Source organism: Mesotoga sp. BH458_6_3_2_1 (assembly GCF_003664995.1).
Classification (GTDB): domain Bacteria; phylum Thermotogota; class Thermotogae; order Petrotogales; family Kosmotogaceae; genus Mesotoga.
This window is the reverse complement of sequence record NZ_JFHL01000001.1, coordinates 1-18,178: the sequence shown is the minus strand read 5'-3', so window position 1 is coordinate 18,178 and position 18,178 is coordinate 1. Positions and strand designations below refer to the sequence as shown.

Sequence of the window (18,178 nt, the reverse complement as noted above, 5' to 3'; positions counted from 1 at the left end):
GGGTTGTTTTCATGACCAAAGCTAATGAGAGAACAGAGCAAAGCCTTTTCTATAAATACAGATCTCAATTTGGACTTGTCATAATGGTCAGCCTGGTTGTCCTTTTCTTTATTATCACCAGCCCTTCCGTATTCCTGAGAGCAGACATCTACTTTTCATTTCTAGCTTCCGTCCCCACAATTGGAATAATGGCCCTTGGTCTCACTTTCATTCTTGCTCTAGGTGAGATCGACCTTTCTTTCCCGTCTGTCATGGCATTATCAGGATTCCTATTTGCGAGTGTCTATGCCAGCACAGGGAACTTCTTTTTCGCCATTCTCGCCTGTATAGGATCGGGGATACTGGTTGGAATCGTAAATGGACTGATTATTGCTAAAGTCGGTGTCCCATCAATCGTTGTTACTCTGGGAATGCAATTCCTTATAAGAGGGCTGAGCAATTTGCTCTCAAACGGAACGGCCATAATTGTGAGAGTAAGAGGTTCACTTTCTCATCAATTTCTTGTGGGCAAAATCGGCAACGTTCCCCTTCAATCGCTTTGGTTCTTAGGTATTGCAGTCTTTCTCTTCTTTTTGCTATTTAGGCACAAGTTCGGCGAACACGTACTCTTTGTCGGCGATAACGTTGAAGCTGCAAGGATGATGGGTGTAAATGTCGACTGGGTAAAGATCGGAGCCTTCTCGCTTATGGGCGCTTTGGCGGCAATGGCCGGGATTTTCGATCTGTACAGAATGGGAACATGGTGGCCCACCATGGGGGAAGGTTACCTAATGATGGTCATGGCTGCGGTTTTCGTGGGAGGCACTTCGATGTTCGGCGGAGAGGCCAGCATATTCGGCACCTTCCTTGGAGCTTTCATGATCGGAGCCCTCGAGGCAGGAATAGTCGCTGCAGGTCTCAAAGGTTTCTGGACACGTTTCATAATAGGTCTCCTGATCATTTCCGCCGTGGTCGTCCATACTCTTATTAGAAAGAGGAAGTAGTCAACCGATGACCAGTGATCTCGGAGCGCCTTCAAAGGACTAGAAGTATCGAAGACTTCTGAGAATTCCTGTAATCACGGGGAAATTTATCTAGAGCGCATATAAAAAGTATGATATAGAATAGTCTTGACAAATGGAAGCAATCCTCCATGAAACTCGCTAGAGGGAAGGGTGAGAGGTGGCAAGAAAGTACGCTACTCTGAAAGATATTTCCGAGAAAACCGGTCTCGCAATAACAACGGTTTCCAAAGCGTTGCGCAATCATCCGGATATTAGCGCAAGAACAAAGAAAGTCGTTCAGGAAGCAGCAGAGGAGATGGGTTACATTAAGAACTTCTCGGCTTCGCAACTGAAGAGAAACAAGAGCAACACAATTGGTGTTGTTCTGTCCGACAGCTCTAATCCCTTCTTCGCAGAATTCATGGCAGGTCTCGAGAGCGAAGCCTTCACTCAAGGCTACAAACTGATACGAATGAACTCTGAAGGAGAACAGGAGAGAGAAGAGCAAGCCATAAAGACCTTGATTCAGTATAGAGTTGACGGCCTCGTGATCTTCCCGCTTCAGGAAGAGATAAGGAAGTATCAGAAGTACGGAATTACAAGAAACGGAGTCCTTATTGGCTGGAGCAAAGAAGAAGGAATAATAGACTGTGTCTACACAGAAGAGTTCAAAGGAATGTACATGGCCACGAACCACCTGATAGAAACGGGAAGAAGAGAGATACTATTTCTGGATAACTTCCTGTACAAGACCGGTTATTACGGAAGACGTTTCGAAGGCTATAAGAAAGCAATAATGGATAACGGAATAGAATATAAAGAAGAGAATCACTTGATCAACGCCAATCTGGAAAAACAGCACAGAATCTATGAAGGCTATGCGGCAATTAAGGAAGCAATTGAGTCCGGCAAGAAATTCGATGGGCTTGTCTGCTTCAACGATCTCCTTGCCTATGGAGCGATAAAAGCTTTACACGAAAAGAAAATCCGAATTCCCGAAGATGTTGGAATTGTTGGCTATGACGACCTTGAATTCTCAATGATGGTCTACCCTTCTCTTTCCTCTGTGAATTACAGCAAGTTCAACTGGGGAGAATTGGCTCTCCAGACTCTTCTCGAAAGACTTGCAAACCCGGACTTTCCTCTACGAAAAATCATCATCGACGTGGAACTAAATATCCGTGAAAGCTCTTTGAAGAAATGAGATCTTCTTAATAACCAAAGAAGAGCTGCAACTTCTGACAATTCAAGGTGTGTCTTCAGACGTTCGCAAGGTTAACGTGTGTAGCTACAGAAGACGACCGCTACTGACATAGAACACTTTGCCGTCAAAGATCATCGGTGGGTATGGTTGCTTTAGCGGACAGTCACCCCTAGTAGCCTTTTCTCAAAGGCCTACCCTTTGATTCTCCTATTCAGGGTTACCAAATCAAGGCTCAAAACAGATTCTGTTTCTTTATACCCGATGGATTTCGAATTGTACAGTTTTTTTGTCTTTTCGATTATCAAGTTGCCAAATGGAGTTCAGACGGGACGTGATATTTCAAGAAGCACCAAACACTTTCATCCTGTAGAGCTTGTCATGAAACGCATAGTGCCACGTTGTTGGTTCCCTTCTTGGGCGAAAAAGCAGCCGTTCGCCCCCATAAAGGAATCGCAGAATCATCTGACATTGTGATCCAGGACTCGAACCGGGATCTGGGCTCTTGAGAAACCGTGGCAGGTGGTAGCAGGTAGCGGGTTCGTAAGAGCAGGAGAACTCGTTATCCGTTGAACAGTTTTCCGTTCTCCGAAAAGAAAGAGAGAGATGGTGAATCAAGTTCAGATGACGGGATGTGACATATTCACAACCACCTAACACTGTCATCCCGGACTTGATCCGGGATCTGGGCTTTTGAGAAACCGTGGCAAGTGGTAGCAGGTAGCGGGTTCGTAAGAGCAAGAGAAACTGGTTGACCGTTGAAAGGTTCTCCGTTCTCAGAAAAGAACGGTTGCAAGTTCCAGTTGTGAGTTGCATGTGCGAATAGATTCGATCCAAACGGATGTAGGGGCGTGCGGCGGCACGCCCGCTATTAAGGATCAATCTTCCTAAGGATAGAGATCATCCTCTTCAATAGTTTAACGAACCAAATTTTGGCCAGAAGTATGCCAGAATAACGTAAAGGAATGTCATTCCGAACTTGTTTCGGGATCCGGTTTTGATAACCCGTTCTTTGAAACTCGCTCCCATAACCCACTCTTTCCGCTTTTGTCGGAGGACGGCGGACCTGTGACGGATAATGGCTTTTCTCAGCGGCTATTTACGCTCTGACTCTTCTTTTCTCTGCTTCTTATCTTTGCCTTTCTGAACCAGAAGAAATACATTGCTCCGATATACACAGCCAGACCCAGTATGAAGTAAAGATAGTATATTGGCTGGCCTGTTCTGTAACCAAGAATCGGAATGTTCAGCAGTATGAGCATTGGAATGCCAAGGAATAATGCCAGGCCACTTCCGAAAACCATGTCCTCGGCAGTTCCGGTCTCAAAGGTTGGATCTACTTCTCTGAGCAATGCCATACCCGTAGAAAGCGTTCCTGTGTGCATGCCAAAGAAGGTAACTATGTGTTCCAGCGGGGCCTTCTCGTAAATCCTCTTCCCAAACCAAATAGTATATCCCGCTATGAATAGTCCTCCTACGGAGGTGAGAATTATTACCGGCCAGATATACTCCTGGATAACCGAGAACGAAATACCCGCGATAGATGCGGCAACCATGAAGTCAAACACACCCCCGCCAATACGCTGAAGAAGGAAGTCGTTCATGTATTCCGTTTTATACTTTTCCGATTTTCTGATCTTCTCATAAATCACTCTGAAACCCATTGCAAAGAGAACACCAATCACAAAGTGGAAGCCCCACAAAACTTGGGCAAAGGTTTCGCCAAAGGTTCCGAGCCCTCCAATCAGACCCGTGAACCACTTCAGAAAAAGGTAAGTGACAAGATAAACAATTCCAACTGCCAAAATCTGAATCGTGAAGCCGTCTATATCCGAGAATTCGAAGTCCCTGATAGTCGCCTCGATTCTCTTCCTGACGGTCGGTTTCTCGATCTGGATACCGATCTGTCGCTTTCTATACACCATTGTGTTCAACATCACTATTCCGCCAAAGGCCGCCCAGAGAAAGCCTAATGTTGAAACACTAAGGCCCACGGCACCCCCTCCGGTAAAGCCCAACGCTTCCCACTGGCTGCCCAGCGAATAGGCCTGACCGGGACCCTGAGCAAATCCGAGCGCCAAGAGAAGGCCGAAAGGTGGAAAGAGATCTTTGAAGAACAATCCCACAAGTGCGATACCAACGACAAACCCCACGAGACCCTGAAGAGCGTATGACATGCTTATAAGGAACCCGGTATTGACAGACGATTTTGTAGTCGAGCGCCTCGTTCTCTTAAGCGCAATTGCAATGAAACCTATTGCCATCAAGTGATAGACAAGGTTTCCAAGTCTATCGTATGAGAAGGGAATTATCTTCAGAACCTCCGGACCGAAAAGTATTCCAAGAAATCCGGCAATAACGGCATTTGGAATAAGAACCTTGCTGAGGGGAGTGATGATTCTCTTCAGAACAGAAGCTACACCTATCAGGATGGAAAGGTAAGCGAAGTCGAGTATTATTGTCCAGTCTTGTTCCATGAAATCACCCCTTTTCGACAAAGCAATTGTATCAGAAGACAGTTCAAGTTAATTCTCCTTGTTTTTGTTAGAATTGTAATAAGAAGGAGGAAATTTGATGACACTAACGCCGCTTGGTGGCGGCCGCGAGATAGGCGCAAACTCCTATCTCCTTAGTCTGGACGGAAAGAATATTTTAATCGATGCAGGAAGACACCCAGTAAAGGAAGGTTTTGAGTCGCTACCGGAAATTGACAAAATAGACGATCTAGATGTGATAATGATCTCCCACTCTCACTATGACCATCTCTCTTCTTTGCCATACATATCTCAAAGATGGCCAAATGCCCCCATCCTGATGGCTCAAGAAAACAAGGGTCTGTCACTTAGAATACTTCAGAACTCCGTTGAGGTAATGAAGAAGAAAAACGCTAAGGACGGTGTAGAGCCGATACTCTACAATCACGGCGAGGTCAATGAGCTGAAAAGAAGAATATATCCCATGGAGTACTTCCAGAGATATTCAATAGACGACGTAGTGGATGTGGCGCTCTATCCGGCGGGACATGTGATGGGCGCAGCTTCAATTTACCTGGAGCACAAAGGACGACGAATCCTCTACTCAGGAGATATTTCGCTTTCGCAGCAGCTCACAATTCCGCCGGCTCAGCTTCCCAAAAAGGTTGAAACGCTTATATCCGAGGGAACATATGGGGCTAAGGAAAACCAACTACATACAAGATACAGCGAAATAGAGCGTCTAAGCAAATCGGTGAAACGTGTTCTAGAGAATGGCGGACGGGTTTTGCTACCGGTATTTGCTCTTGGAAGAGGACAGGAGACAATATACATGCTCCTCAGGCTAATGCAGAAGAACAAGATCCCCTCCGTTCCAATATATACAAATGGTATGGTTGCCTCTCTGAGCAATCTCTACATGAGCAATTACGAACGAATAAGCGATAAAGACAGAAAGTGGTTCATGCAGAACTTCCAGAAAAATGTTACGGTAGCACCCAAGAGTATCGAGAGGCTCCTCTTCTCGAAAGATCCGGCTCTCCTGGTCTTTTCAGCTGGAATGCTCGTCGAAGAAACGCTCTCTTACATCTTCGCGAAGCAGATGCTCCCCAACAGCAAGGATGGCATCTTCTTCATGGGTTATCAGAGTCCAGAATCAGATGGCTATAGAGTGCTTCAATCAATCAAGAATGGTGATGATAAAATCGCTCTGGGAGAAGAAATCGTAGAAATTGGGACAAAGAATATAGATATCTTCAATTTCTCGGGCCATGCCGATTACCAGGAACTGCTTGATCTCCCCAGAAAGCTCCAACCAGAGAAACTTATCTATGTTCACGGTGACGAGGGAGCACTTGAAAACCTCGCCGAAGAACTGCAGTATGAGTTCGAGATTCAGATACCATCGAATCTTCAGACAGTCGAGCTTTAACTCCGGTTGACAAGGAATTGCACTGGTGTTATCATAGTTTACGGTTGCCGGGGTGGCGGAACTGGCAGACGCAACGGACTTAAAATCCGTTGGAGCGAGGGCTCCGTGTGGGTTCGATTCCCATCCCCGGCACCATGGAAGCAGAAAAAGCAGGTCATTCATATAGAAATATTAAGAATAATAGATACCCGGTGCGGGGTGGAGCAGTCTGGTAGCTCGTTGGGCTCATAACCCAAAGGTCACAGGTTCAAATCCTGTCCCCGCTACCATTTATTAGGCGGTGTAGCTCAGCTGGCTAGAGCATGCGGTTCATACCCGCAGAGTCGTCAGTTCGATTCTGACCGCCGCCACCAAGCATTTAGGGCCTACGTGCGTGTATGAAGCGCTCAGATCAATGAATCTAGCCTCCCGTTGGGAGGCTTGTTTGTTTTTGGGCGAGTTTTTCGGCGATCCAAGACCACTGTTTCATTAGCTCTAAGGCTTTTAGAATTGCCAGTGGCTGTGATCAGCAGTTTTCACTAAACATCCGATTTTTGCTCTCATGGCGATGCACTGAGCTGAAAATAACCAACCCGTTTTAGATTTCCCTGCATAATGAGAAGTGACTTCGCGAAATATAGACTGTAGATGTATTCACTTACTGTTGCTGAAGAGTTGCCAATGAGAGCCTATGTACTCTATTTCTCATCCTGAGGACTATTCGAGTAAGATGGGGGGACGGGTCTTCATGGGCTTTTGTTTCTGCAGGAATGTATTTGCAGAAGGTATGACTCATGTTCTTCACCAGAAAATCACAATCAATACTATACTGCCAATTTCCTTCAAATGAAGAAGCGATGGAGACAAGAAAGTGCATCATCGAAAGTTTTTTTACAGTCCATCACTGCGAAAGAAATCCAAATTTGGAGAATGGCTCCGGCATCTAGATATTGTCCATGACTATCGTAAAACCACGAACGAATATGGCTATTACCGTGATAACAAGCCCTACGACCAAAATCGGGATAACGCTTGAAACTGTGATTTTCACCACCCCTGTCTATTATTCTATGCTTCTCCTTTGTATTGAGTCAATCTTCAGAAAGTGTCGATCTGCTAAGCCTTCTAGACAGAAAACCCGCACAACGAAATCAACGCCCATCATATCGCTCCGACCAGAAGCAGAAGAGTGTATGAGTTGCTTGCGTCACAGACTTGTTTGATGAGGCTATCCAGAAAATCAACTTTGACTTCTAATGATCCCGCACTTACGCGGATTCCTCCCGCAAAGCTCGTTCTCGAGTTCCGGAAGAATACTTATCAGTTCGGATACTATATCTTGATCGAGAGGCATTTCTGTCATCATGTCCACCGCTTGACCAAAAGAGTAAGCAGTCCTGTAGGGCCTATCCGCTGTGAGAGCTTCAAACACATCAGCTACGGCCAAGATCTTTGCTTCGAGCGGTATCTCATCTCCCTTTAGGCCCTGGGGATAGCCAGAACCGTCTTCTCTTTCGTGGTGTAGATAGGCGTAAGGAATGAATCTCTCGAGGTATTTGAAATGTTGAAGAACCTCTTTACCGTGTTGAGGGTGATTGTGTATTACCTCCTTTTCAATTTCATCGAGAGGGCCATGCTTTCTCAGTATGTTTGGTGAAATACCCATCTTACCAATATCATGAAGTTTTGCTCCGTTCACAAGCTCCATGACTTTCTTTCTTCTCAATCCAAGACTCTTGCCCAAAAACTCAGCAATTTTTGCCACATTTTTGGAGTGAAAGGCTGTGTAGGAATCTTCCATCTCCCACAAATACATAATTTCCTGAAGACCACTCATCTCATAGTATCTAGACAGACCGAGCGCCAGCGCTTCCATCATGAACAAGACACCAACTATCCCAGCCGCCACGGAATGCAGAATCATCCACTTAGTAAGGTCATATCCTTTTATTTCGGTTCTCAGGCCGTAGGCGAAACTCTTCGATCCGCCCGGAGAGAAGGTAATTCTATCATCCAAACTCATCTCCGAAAGCAGAACATTCTTGTCAATACTAACAATCACTACTGCATCTGAGATCTCATTATCCATATGACTGTCGTAAACGTTGAAGTAGAGATAGACCTCCTGCTCTATGGTTGCTAGTTTGTAGACGTCTTTAGCCGGTATCTCTGGCGGTCTGCTTACTAGCCTGGCCGACTTCACTGCTGGAAACTCATTTTGGATCTCCTGGAGCATCTCTTCGATGAATAAGTCGTCTTTCGACAAAACGGCATCGTACATGGCATTCCATTGGAAATATCCCAAAGACAAAGCGGATCCCAGATTTTCGACAGATGTCTCAAAGATTCCCGAATAGATCTCCTGAGTATAGCTGATAGCTTCATTCTGAAAGACATGGTACGGTAGCATCATTAGAAGAATCGTTACTAGAAAGATGAATATGACTAAAGTAGGTCTGATGTACCGGAGTTCATCAAATCCTCTCATTTAAAACCTCCTTCTGTTATATCCACCCCTCAAAATATCTACTTAATCATATCACTTAATCTATTGATTCAACAATGTCTTGATAGTAATTTGGCGAACTACTACTGTAAAGACAATTAAATTGGAGATTTTGCTTTTGGTGTTAACTGCTGTAAAATAATATCCGTGTTGTAATTATTCTTAGGGGGATAAACAGTGAAAAGCGAGGAGATTAGCTACGAAATCCTTCAAATTAGGGATTTCGGAAAGGCAATGCGACGTAGAAACGTCAAAATACGGATCTTCAATTACAGCCAGTCCGAAGACAGCCTGAAGAAACTGGCAGAAAGCATCTGGCTCCAACATGGCCAGGATGTTGAGGAACTCACAACCGTTTTCTACCTGCCTGGAATGAATCCAAAATCAACAGGATTCGCGCTAGGAGGCTGCATGAAGGGAAAGGGATGCTACGTTACACTGGACTAACTCTAGGAACGCTCGGCCCGGGATAAATGGATGAGTTAGAGTACGGTCGAAAGCGGGACTTTTCTATCTACCATGCAGCTCAGGTTAAAGCTCAGTTCATTGAATACTGGTTTCACATAACGACTTTTGTTGCTGCTTGAAATCGGATTTCCGATTTCTTTTTTGAAAGATAAAACCCTAGAATTATCGCACTTTTCTCGATGAGTTTCTTGACTGCCATAGAGAACGATCGCTTCTTCACAACATAAGAGCAACCGTGTATTATCTATATACATATTCAGTTTGATTTGTTCTCGGTTTGACTATTAGATTCAGATTCAGCGATCGGGACAAAGAATTACAGGATTATGAGCCTGAACATTGATGGAGGCGCTCTGTGATAAGAGCCGTGAAATAACGTACTTGTTTATTTTCGCCGCGGAGAGGCTACTGAAGATCTTTTCTGAAGGGAGTTATTGACTAAGAACCCGAAAGTATATGAGTCTGATGCCATTTTTTGGAAGTTCCCGACATAGATGGGGCATGTAGCGAATTCCCTTATGATTTAAGGAAGGAATTTGGCAGGGGCAGGATTAAGGGTCCACGCGAGTTTTGACGGCGAACCGCACGGCGGAAGCGTTGTTAATATGGGAATGAAGAACCTGGTGGTACGGTCTGCTACGTAATCGTCATAAGGAAGGATATAAGAGCCAAGATTGGAAAGAAGCCCGGTGACAGCGTCAAAGCAACGATAATGGAAAGGGAGTAGTGAGTTACCTTGTGGCAGTGTCCGAAATGTGGTCGTGAATTCGAGAAAGAGAACCAGAGACATTCATGTGGTATTCCCCAGAAAACGATTGACGCGTACATTGAAGCTCAACCTGAGAGCTTTCAGCTGCTCCTGCACCAAGTACGGGATACACTCCGTGCAACGCTACCAGATGCAGAGGAACGAATTTCCTGGAGAATGCCGACTTACTGGAGAAATCACAATATCATCCACTTCGCAGCCTTCAAGAACCACATCGGACTTTATCCAGGTGACAAAGCCGTTTCGCATTTTGCCGACCGGCTGACACAATATAAAACAAGCAAGGGTGCGGTTCAATTTCCATATAGCAAGCCACTCCCACTGGAGCTGATCGCAGAAATTGCCAAATGGTGTTATGAAACTGGTAATCATCACTAATGGAGGATTGACTGGTATGCCAAGATTGAGAAGGATGCTTAGCGACTGGAATGCTCTCTATGTTAAGTCACTTATGAAACAGATTGAAACTCAGAGCAAGACAACGCTCATAAAATGGGTCACAGATTATTCTGAGCGCATTCTATTACCGCTTTGGCTCAAGTACTATCCGAGTGACTTACGTCCGAAATTTGCGATAAATGCCGCTCGGCAGTGGCTATCCGGAGAAATAAAACTGCCGCAGGCAAAGAAGAAAATTCTTCGGTGCCATGAAGCAGCAAGAGATGCTCAAAACAGTCCAGCGGCGCAAGCCGCAGCAAGAGCCATAGCTCAGAGCGCATCAACTATACATGCGGCAAGACACTGCATAGGGCTCGCACTTTATGGAGCGCTAGCCGTCGCTTATGACACACTCGGAATAGAGGCTCACTGGGAGCATTTGGAACTATGCGCCGCCATGGAGTGCGGAAGAATGCTTAACGCACTGCGTACCATTTCGGTCGAAGACGAGCCAAATCCTGCAAAGCTTGAATGGAACTGTTGATTTCCAATAATCATACAACACAGATTGTCTTAGCAGTCATCGAAAGATCCAGGAAAGTGAAAAACAGAAATGCTGTGAGTTAGTAGAGCACTGACACAAAGTGGCATCTAGCGTGCATCAGCTGCGAGACGAATCGCTAAATGAATCCGAAAAGATCAGCAAAATACTTTCTTAGAAATGGGCGAAGGGTTCTGGCAGAATAATTTGAAATCAACTGAATTCTCAAGCCTGTATGCATTTTTATGTTTGTCCCCAGCTGCCAAAAACTAACGAGAATCGGGAACAGTTTTTGCTGGTCTGTTCCCGACGGCTCCATAATGAAGATCATATCTTTCTCTCTCTTCAAGAGAGATCTTAGAATGGCTTACGGTAAGCTTTTATCTGACTAACCATTATGAGATGACCTAAGTACCTGATCCGCGATAATTAGACTGATGTAAGAAACTGAGTCTCAGGCTCATGGTAGCCGGTTCTTTGCCGGTTGCGTTCGGGTTTTACGGTTCAACTATATTGAAAGTCCTGTCCATTGTCACCATTGCTTGAGTCAGTTTCATCAGGATGTCCTCGTTGCCATCAACTTTGATGAGCTGTTTCTGCTGCGCCTCGTTTCTGCTTATCAGAGTCAAAAGACCGATTTTAGGGCAAGTCAACGTTGCATCTGAGGTCTCGCGAGTCTGATCTTTGTAGTAGAGCAATACACCGTGGAATAGGTGGACGAAGTACCTCTCATCTGAATCGGTCAAAACTAGATTGAAAGTGATATCAATATCCTCTGCTTCATTAGCATCGATAAGCATTCCCATGTAATCAAGCAGCATTTCCACTGTCAAGTTGGCAAGAATGTCAGCACTCCCTTTTGCGAGCTTTGATTCATCCTTAAGATTTCCTATTCGCAACTCCAGAGCGGCAGTAAGGTAGGCATTTCTCCATGTTCCCGACTCTGACTGGTATCCAAGTTGTTCGAGAGCGTCCGCACAGAGATAACGGGCGGCCATGTTCTGCGGATCTGCGTAGACAAGGATATTCGTGATCTCGGCGACCCACTGGTATTCTCCGGCCAGAAAATCCTTGTAAGCCATCTCAAGAACCCTTTCGGTATCGCCAAGATATTCGACAAACTTCCTGGCTCTTTCCGATGGATCTAGTGGATTCAGATGTACGGGATTGGCATCGTACCAGCCCATATACTTCTGGTAAACTGCCTTGGCGTTGTGTGCGACAGTGCCGTAATATTGCCGCGTGTACCAAACTTTTCCAAAGTATTCCGGCAAGTGTATCATATTGGATATTTCATCGGAAGTGTAGCCAAGATTTATATACATTAGCGTCTGGTCATGAATGAACTTGTAAACGGCGGCAGTGTCTTCCATGTATTTGATAACAACGTCATTCCCCCAGTGAGGCCAGTTGTGTGACTGAAAGGTCACTTCCGTTTCTGAACCGAATAGAGTGATTGCTTCGAGAATGTACTTGGCCCAGGTGTTGCCGTCACGCACCTCTGCGCCACGCAGTGTATAGAGGTTATGAAGTGTTCCGGTGCAGTTTTCTGCCAGCCACAGGGCTTTGAGTTGCGGAAAATATGTGTTCATTTCCGTGGGGGCTTCTGTTCCCGGAGTCATCTGGAATATCATCTCAACACCGTCGATTACTATCTTCTCACCGGTTTTTCTAACTTCATGGGTGGGCAAAATGAAGGTCAGTGTACCCGTTGATTGGCCAAGGCCAATTCCCATAGCCAGCGAATCCCTTTCACTTTTTTCAAGAAGCACACCGTACTGGTAAGCAGCACGTCTCGCCATGGCGGTTCCAGCGAAAAGGTTTTCGCTCACGGCGTGCTCAGTAAAGCCTTCAGGAACGATAATGGAAATTTTCCCAGAGGAGATCTGATCTTCTATTGAGAGAGCTCTATCTGCAACCTCTTCTTCCTGTATGACTCCTTTTATCCCTCCGAAGTGATCTACGTGAGGGTGACTCATTACAATGGCCAGTATGGGACGCTTGCCGAGATTTTCTTCAACAAGTCTCATGGCTGCTTCAGAACACTCGAGACTCATCAAGGGATCGAAGATTATCCAGCCGCCACATTCCGTTTCGATCAGCGTGAGATTGGTAAGATCGTAACCGCGTACCTGGTAGATGCCTTCACAGACCTCAAAAAGCCCATAACAGTGGTTCAAAACAGTGTCTCTCCAAAGACTGGGATTCGCTGTGTCTGGTATTGTCTCGAATTCATCGACAAACCCGTATGCCGCCTGGCTCCAGACAACCTTCCCACTGCTATCTTTCAATTCCAGAATTTCTGGCGCCACGATTAGGCCCCTTGTTGCAAATTCATATTCTGATTCGTCATCGAAATCGAGAATCGAGTAGTAACTGCGGTTTATTTCTGCGGTTTTATCGGTTGCCTCTTTTTGCGAGTTATTCAAGTTCAAGGGACCAGTTTCAAAGGAGTACGCAAACACAAACGCGAATAACAATAGAAAAATCAACATAAGAGTTCTGAGTCTGTCCCTCATTTCTACACCTCCCGGACTCTACGGAGCTTTTGAAGACACGACTTTGGACCACGTCAAGCTTTTGCTGTCTGGACAACGGCTAGACAATAGTAAGCTAGCACACTTCTTTCTAAAGACACAGCCTTCGCTTTATTTGGCAACAACGACGAAAAGGGTTTGATGCCACATGGATCCCCGTATGTTATTCCCGACCATGCAAAGTAAAATCAGTTCTTGGTTTGCTCTAACTCCAAAACATTCCTGAGTATCATTTTATAGAGAAAATTAAACCGTAACCTCATAATCAGTAGCTCCAAAACCGAATATATTAAGAAGCTCTCAATTATCTTGTTCTGCTGAATTGTAGCACTATTGAGACCACTATTTCGCAGATAACTAGACTGTGAGCTTCGATTGTTCTGATTGCTAAGCAAAGCTGAAATTCCGACTGCAGCTTATCCAACTCATATAACTCAAAGAATTCCATTTCTAAGGCATACCATTATCTGAAGTGAAAGGCCATAGATAATTCTGAATGATCTTTGCAATTTACTAATCCCGATTTTCTTCTAACCTTCCTCTTCGAACTCTCCATTCTTTTGCATAGAAAAATAACGGTATGAAGATTGGGTTCCAGAATGATGTTATGCAAGTCTTACACAGCGTTTCATATTATCATTAATGATTGAACCAGAATTTCTTGTTCGCTCTCTCCAACACCTTTGCTTCTTCAAGAAAACGACCGTTTGTCTCTGCGGATAGGCGTACAATCTGACTCCGTCATCCAGTGTTGTTCTTTGCGAGATCAGGTATTTAGTAACCGCTTTACGCTAAAAGATCAGTTGCAAGTTGTAAGTTCCAAGTTGCAAGAATAAATGACGAGGTTCGGGGTTGGTGGTTGCGGGTTGGTAAGAGCGAAATATCAGTTTCAAGTTGCAAGCATTAGAGCCGCTGAACGCTTAAAAGCGGAGAACCCGCTGAGCGCTGTCAAAAGCCGTCCTTGGTCCTTCATGGAGAGCAGTGACAAGTTGCTTGCTCCAAGTTGCAAGCTGAAGTCCCGAGGAAAAAGCGTCAAATGCCGTCATTCCGACAAAGCTCTTGGTAGGAATCTTGATGCTTCTGCTTCATTGCCCTAACCAAGAACGAAGAACCAATTTTTTATTCGGAGAACGGTGAACCATTCAACGGTGATCCTTTTCACTCGCTCTTTCCAACCCCCTAACCGCTACCCCCGGCCACGTCTTCAAAAGTACAGATCCCGTGCAGACCTCCCAAACAGGACCCCTGAACAGAGACCCCAAACAGGAGCATTTCAGGGCAGGCTTATTGGGGTAGACTCTACGGAATGACGGCGTTGGCATTACGGAAAGTCCCGACTGGATATCCGTGTAGAGGCTAATGAAGTGCCTCATCTATTAGTGAAACCTGAAGTATCTCCAGTCGGTCCATTTGATTTCGCCGCTTTCGTCCTTATATCCTACTCTCCATCTTCCCGGCTGAGAGCCAATGAATTCATGATCCAGTACCGTAGCCGTCAAGCCCGAACGAGATATCCACGGGGAGTAGTTGCCCTCGGCCCATATTCCGAAGAACTCCGGCTCGTCGATACTGTTCGAGAATTTCCAGCAGTATTCAATTTCGATCTGGTAGGTCGTACCTTCGGGAAGGTTTACGGGAAGCCACTCGAATTTCATCAATCTGGGGAAGTTCTCGAATACCGCTTTGTCTTCCGGAAGCAAGAGGACTATTCCTTTGTCAGGGAAAGCAGCTGTGTCTGCCGGATCTGGAATGGTTCTGCATATTCGAAAGCCCAGGCCGTTAGATTTCGCAAACTCCGAACCGCAGTCACGAGATGCAACCCATGCTGATCTGGCTTCGTATTCCCAGCTGCCGCCGCGCATTACTGGCCCGCCGAAGCCGATCGTTTTATAAGGATTGATCTGCGGCGAATCGGGATATTCATCAAACATGTCGGAACACCATTCCCATACGTTCCCGGACATGTCGTACAGGCCCAGATCGTTAGGCAGTTTCTGTCCAACCTCGTGAGTCATTCCTTCTGAGTTCGAATCAAACCAGCCAACTTCCTCAAGGGAGTTGCTTCCGGCGTATTCGAAGCCACTGCTCTTTGTTCCTCCGCGGGCAGCGAACTCCCACTCGGCCTCTGTCGGAAGCCTGTAGCCAGCCACATTTATTGTATCCACTGTGATTTCGCCATTATTATCAAGCAGATTGCCGTTCGAGTCGTAAGCGAAAGGAAGAGTCTCTTTCTGGCTAAGCCAGTTGCAGTAGGCGATTGCATCGTGCCAGCTGACGTTGATCACCGGTCTGGAACCCCTTCCCCAGCCTTCGTCACCGGGCCTAATCCTCCCGGTCTCTTCACAGAAAACATCGTACTCATCGAAAGTCACTTCGTACTTGCCGATAAGAAGATCGTTCGTAAAAGTGACCTCGTGAACAGGGCTCTCGAAGTTTGCACCGTCTCCCCACAAACCGCCCATTTGGAAGGTTCCTTTCTCTACGAGGACCATATCACTTACTGAGAATGCCATGAAAGCGAAGATTGCGGCAAACAGAAACGTTAGGATTCTCTTCACTCGTCTCACCCCTTTCTCGTATTAAGCCTTTCTCCTTATTCTTGTCGGGTTCTTAATCGTTCTTCATACCCGATCTCTGTCCTGCCGGCGGCAACACTTTCTGATGTGTGCAATACACAAAGCAAGGAAGGCTACTCGGCGGCTTCGATCAAGACAATAAATTATAGCGTCCCCGACCTCACCGGCAATGACTTATCGCCTCACTGGATCAAAATTATCGAGCCGTAGTTGGATTCTTAAGGGTCTATTGGAAGAGGGTTCTGAAGGATTCGGGTCTCGCTGATGAGTAACTATCTGGGAGGCTTGCAAGCTCCGCAGGGCGTGTAGTCTCTCCTCTTCGCCTCCGACAGCAAAATCCGGATCTTGCTGTTCGCAAGGTAATGGCAGCTCTCCAGATGGTACTTGCTTCCGGTGCTGGTTATGTAGACTATCGGATCGTATTCAAGAACCACGTTATCGTTCGCAAAGTCATCGCCAGACCAGAGGCCCCGGGAACTAAGCCTGGCAAGTCTTTCGGCCTCTACGAAGAATTCCATGTAGCGGTCGTTGAAGACATAGCTGGTGTACGCGTGACCGTAACCGCTCGATATTGCGAGGAGGTTGAACAAAGCGTTGAAGCTTTGCCCTTCGTAGCTTATCGGGAGCCAGACGTAAGCGAGTGTCCTCCCGTACTTGTCAATAGAGTTCCAGTCGTAAGAGAGAAAGACCTCCTCCCCATCGAGCAGGGCCTTCGCAAAGCCGGAGGCTTCGACTCCGTAGTACTCGATGCCTTTGTCTGGATGAACGGTTTCTGGTGTATCCAGGCCGATCATTCTCACAGTCTCGGCGGTCAACAGCGACCCCTTTCTTCTGAGAGAAATCGTATCGCCGTCAACGACTGCGCGAACGGTAGCCTCATCGTAGTCGGGAAGTTCGTCGAAGAGATTCAGCAATTCTAGAAAGTACACTGCCTGTGTGCCTTTTATATCAACGGTTACCGGCGTAAGACCTAGGGGTGAGCTTACTACTTCCTGCTCGCTTGAATCCCCGCCACGCTGGAGAATGGCCCGAATCAGGAAGCAGCCTGAGAAAGTGAGGGTTATTGCGGCGAGTAGAACTACCGCGATTATCTTCTTCGCGAGGAGCATCGGTCCGTTCTCGAGATCTTCGTCAGCCTCCATCTTTCTTTCGATAACATTCATCTAGTCACATCCTCGGTCTTCCAGACACTGCCATGTTAGCATCTTTGAAGAGGTTAAGCAAACTTGTCTAAATAAGATAGGGAGTATAGAGTGAAGGTAGAGAGAGAAACCAGCCGTAATTCTGACAGAACCCCTGGTAAAACTCGCGTTTCTCGTGAGCGCAGCGAACGTCTCGAAATGACCTTCCTCGTCCTATCTCGATCTTATCGAAGGACGAGTCCATGCTCTTGGACGAAGGACCAAGGACGGCTCTTTGCGGCGCTCAGCGGGTTCTCCGCTTTTAGGCGTAAAGCAGTTCTTTAGGCGTTCAGCGGTTCTTAGGGGCGAGATCCTGTGCAGAAACACTCACAGGATGACAAAGTAAGGCGTTAGCATGAGTAATTAGAGATAACCGTCTTCCCTTGCATCGCGTCATTTGAGATGATCCTGCTCAGAATCTCGGTCTTCTCGTGAACGCAGCAAACTTTCGAAATGCTCTATCTCGATTGATTTAACGAAGAATGGCTCTTCACAGCGATCAGCGGATCCTTGATTATACGCGTGCAGCGGTTCTCAAGAACTCGTCAGTCCCTATTCTCGCCTCAATCCTCGTCTTCTCGTAGCGGAGCGCTCAAAAGTGATCTTTCTCGCTGATTCTGATCTTAGCTCTTAAATCCCCTCTCAAATGCTCATTATTACCCATAAGTCAGGGAGTTAAATTCCATTAATATGCTGGTTCTCGTGCGAATGCTGTGTTTGGTTCCCGATGATCCTGATCTTAAGTCCTCCCTTGAGGGAGGAGGGCCACGTAGTGGCGGAGGGTGTGAGTCTCCAACGTTTGGAAAAGTTGCTGCCCTGACATAGTCCCCTGAAAGGGTTGTTCGATGTTCATTCCTGGTTGCTTCTATGAGCATACCTATGGATCACAGACCAAACAACTTGAAGAGTGGATCTTTCGTTCAATTTCGAAAAGGCCAACCTATTCTGAAGGTTGTTCAAAGACCGTAGGGTCAAGAAATGGCGCGGTGTAAGTACAGACCTTGTGAGGCCAGACTGTTTACTCCCCTTTCGGGAGAGTGTCCCCCTCAAGCGGGTCATCTCATCCGTTTCCATCTCCTGCCACCTCAAACCGTACGTGCGGATCTCCCGCATACGGCTTTCCTGTGTGCTTCATCTCAAGGCTTATTTGACC

12 protein-coding genes, 3 tRNA genes and 1 pseudogene are annotated in these 18,178 nt (G+C 46.2%); 10 read left to right on the top strand and 6 right to left on the bottom strand.

The window, feature by feature from the left end; translation table 11 throughout:
• The first annotated feature begins 11 nt into the window (after nucleotides 1–11).
• Nucleotides 12–983 carry an ABC transporter permease gene (locus Y697_RS00085; protein WP_121549691.1) on the top strand — a complete coding sequence of 324 codons (972 nt, stop codon included), beginning with the start codon at nucleotides 12–14 and terminating at the stop codon, nucleotides 981–983.
• 178 nt (nucleotides 984–1,161) lie between these two features.
• Nucleotides 1,162–2,187, top strand: a complete 1,026-nt coding sequence (locus tag Y697_RS00080; protein ID WP_121549690.1) for a LacI family DNA-binding transcriptional regulator — start codon at nucleotides 1,162–1,164, stop codon at nucleotides 2,185–2,187.
• 1,085 nt (nucleotides 2,188–3,272) lie between these two features.
• Here the strand turns inward: Y697_RS00080 and Y697_RS00075 are convergent.
• The gene (locus tag Y697_RS00075) at nucleotides 3,273–4,682 is read right to left on the bottom strand and encodes a sodium:glutamate symporter (RefSeq protein ID WP_259462226.1); all 1,410 of its coding nucleotides are present in this window, start codon (nucleotides 4,680–4,682) and stop codon (nucleotides 3,273–3,275) included.
• Between the two features lie 76 nt (nucleotides 4,683–4,758).
• Between Y697_RS00075 and Y697_RS00070 the strand changes: the two genes are divergently transcribed.
• The 4 genes from Y697_RS00070 (at nucleotide 4,759) to Y697_RS00055 (ending at nucleotide 6,443) form a co-directional block, all read left to right on the top strand.
• Nucleotides 4,759–6,090, top strand: a complete 1,332-nt coding sequence (locus tag Y697_RS00070) for an MBL fold metallo-hydrolase (protein WP_121549688.1) — start codon at nucleotides 4,759–4,761, stop codon at nucleotides 6,088–6,090.
• Nucleotides 6,091–6,136: 46 nt separating this feature from the next.
• Nucleotides 6,137–6,225 (top strand) — tRNA-Leu (locus Y697_RS00065).
• Nucleotides 6,226–6,282: 57 nt separating this feature from the next.
• Nucleotides 6,283–6,359, top strand: a tRNA-Met gene (locus Y697_RS00060).
• A 7-nt stretch (nucleotides 6,360–6,366) separates the two neighbouring features.
• Nucleotides 6,367–6,443 (top strand) — tRNA-Met (locus Y697_RS00055).
• An 866-nt stretch (nucleotides 6,444–7,309) separates the two neighbouring features.
• On the opposite strand, the gene Y697_RS15065 is transcribed toward Y697_RS00055, so the two are convergent.
• Nucleotides 7,310–8,557, bottom strand: a complete 1,248-nt coding sequence (locus tag Y697_RS15065; protein WP_006490343.1) for an HD-GYP domain-containing protein — start codon at nucleotides 8,555–8,557, stop codon at nucleotides 7,310–7,312.
• A 195-nt stretch (nucleotides 8,558–8,752) separates the two neighbouring features.
• Here Y697_RS15065 and Y697_RS00045 point away from each other — a divergent pair, with 195 nt between their 5' ends.
• The 4 genes and pseudogenes from Y697_RS00045 (at nucleotide 8,753) to Y697_RS00030 (ending at nucleotide 10,734) form a co-directional block, all read left to right on the top strand.
• Nucleotides 8,753–9,022 carry a hypothetical protein gene (locus tag Y697_RS00045; protein WP_006490341.1) on the top strand — a complete coding sequence of 90 codons (270 nt, stop codon included), beginning with the start codon at nucleotides 8,753–8,755 and terminating at the stop codon, nucleotides 9,020–9,022.
• Between the two features lie 496 nt (nucleotides 9,023–9,518).
• Nucleotides 9,519–9,770 (top strand): annotated as a pseudogene (locus Y697_RS15100) (DUF1905 domain-containing protein).
• Nucleotides 9,771–9,779: 9 nt separating this feature from the next.
• Nucleotides 9,780–10,190: an iron chaperone gene (locus Y697_RS15095; RefSeq protein WP_121549687.1), complete on the top strand. Its 411-nt coding sequence runs from the start codon at nucleotides 9,780–9,782 to the stop codon at nucleotides 10,188–10,190.
• A 16-nt stretch (nucleotides 10,191–10,206) separates the two neighbouring features.
• On the top strand, nucleotides 10,207–10,734 hold the full coding sequence (locus tag Y697_RS00030) for a putative immunity protein (protein ID WP_121549686.1): 528 nt from the start codon (nucleotides 10,207–10,209) through the stop codon (nucleotides 10,732–10,734).
• Between the two features lie 136 nt (nucleotides 10,735–10,870).
• On the opposite strand, the gene Y697_RS14520 is transcribed toward Y697_RS00030, so the two are convergent.
• The 4 genes from Y697_RS14520 to Y697_RS00005 form a co-directional block, all read right to left on the bottom strand.
• Nucleotides 10,871–11,080, bottom strand: coding sequence for a hypothetical protein (locus tag Y697_RS14520; RefSeq protein WP_121549685.1), 210 nt, complete (start codon nucleotides 11,078–11,080; stop codon nucleotides 10,871–10,873).
• A 148-nt stretch (nucleotides 11,081–11,228) separates the two neighbouring features.
• Entirely contained in the window at nucleotides 11,229–13,250 is a 2,022-nt protein-coding gene (locus tag Y697_RS00020; protein ID WP_121549684.1) for an alkyl/aryl-sulfatase, read from the bottom strand.
• Between the two features lie 1,394 nt (nucleotides 13,251–14,644).
• Entirely contained in the window at nucleotides 14,645–15,826 is a 1,182-nt protein-coding gene (locus Y697_RS00010) for a formylglycine-generating enzyme family protein (RefSeq protein WP_259462225.1), read from the bottom strand.
• A gap of 290 nt (nucleotides 15,827–16,116) precedes the next feature.
• Nucleotides 16,117–17,007, bottom strand: coding sequence for a thermonuclease family protein (locus tag Y697_RS00005; RefSeq protein WP_121549682.1), 891 nt, complete (start codon nucleotides 17,005–17,007; stop codon nucleotides 16,117–16,119).
• Nucleotides 17,008–18,178 lie beyond the last annotated feature (1,171 nt).

Coding starts and splice junctions, on each gene's coding strand:
- Y697_RS00070 (WP_121549688.1), top strand. CDS start 4,759: ATGACACTAACGCCGCTTGGTGGCGGCCGCGAGATAGGCGCAAACTCC.
- Y697_RS00085 (WP_121549691.1), top strand. CDS start 12: ATGACCAAAGCTAATGAGAGAACAGAGCAAAGCCTTTTCTATAAATAC.
- Y697_RS00005 (WP_121549682.1), bottom strand. CDS start 17,007: ATGAATGTTATCGAAAGAAAGATGGAGGCTGACGAAGATCTCGAGAAC.
- Y697_RS00020 (WP_121549684.1), bottom strand. CDS start 13,250: ATGAGGGACAGACTCAGAACTCTTATGTTGATTTTTCTATTGTTATTC.
- Y697_RS15065 (WP_006490343.1), bottom strand. CDS start 8,557: ATGAGAGGATTTGATGAACTCCGGTACATCAGACCTACTTTAGTCATA.
- Y697_RS00030 (WP_121549686.1), top strand. CDS start 10,207: ATGCCAAGATTGAGAAGGATGCTTAGCGACTGGAATGCTCTCTATGTT.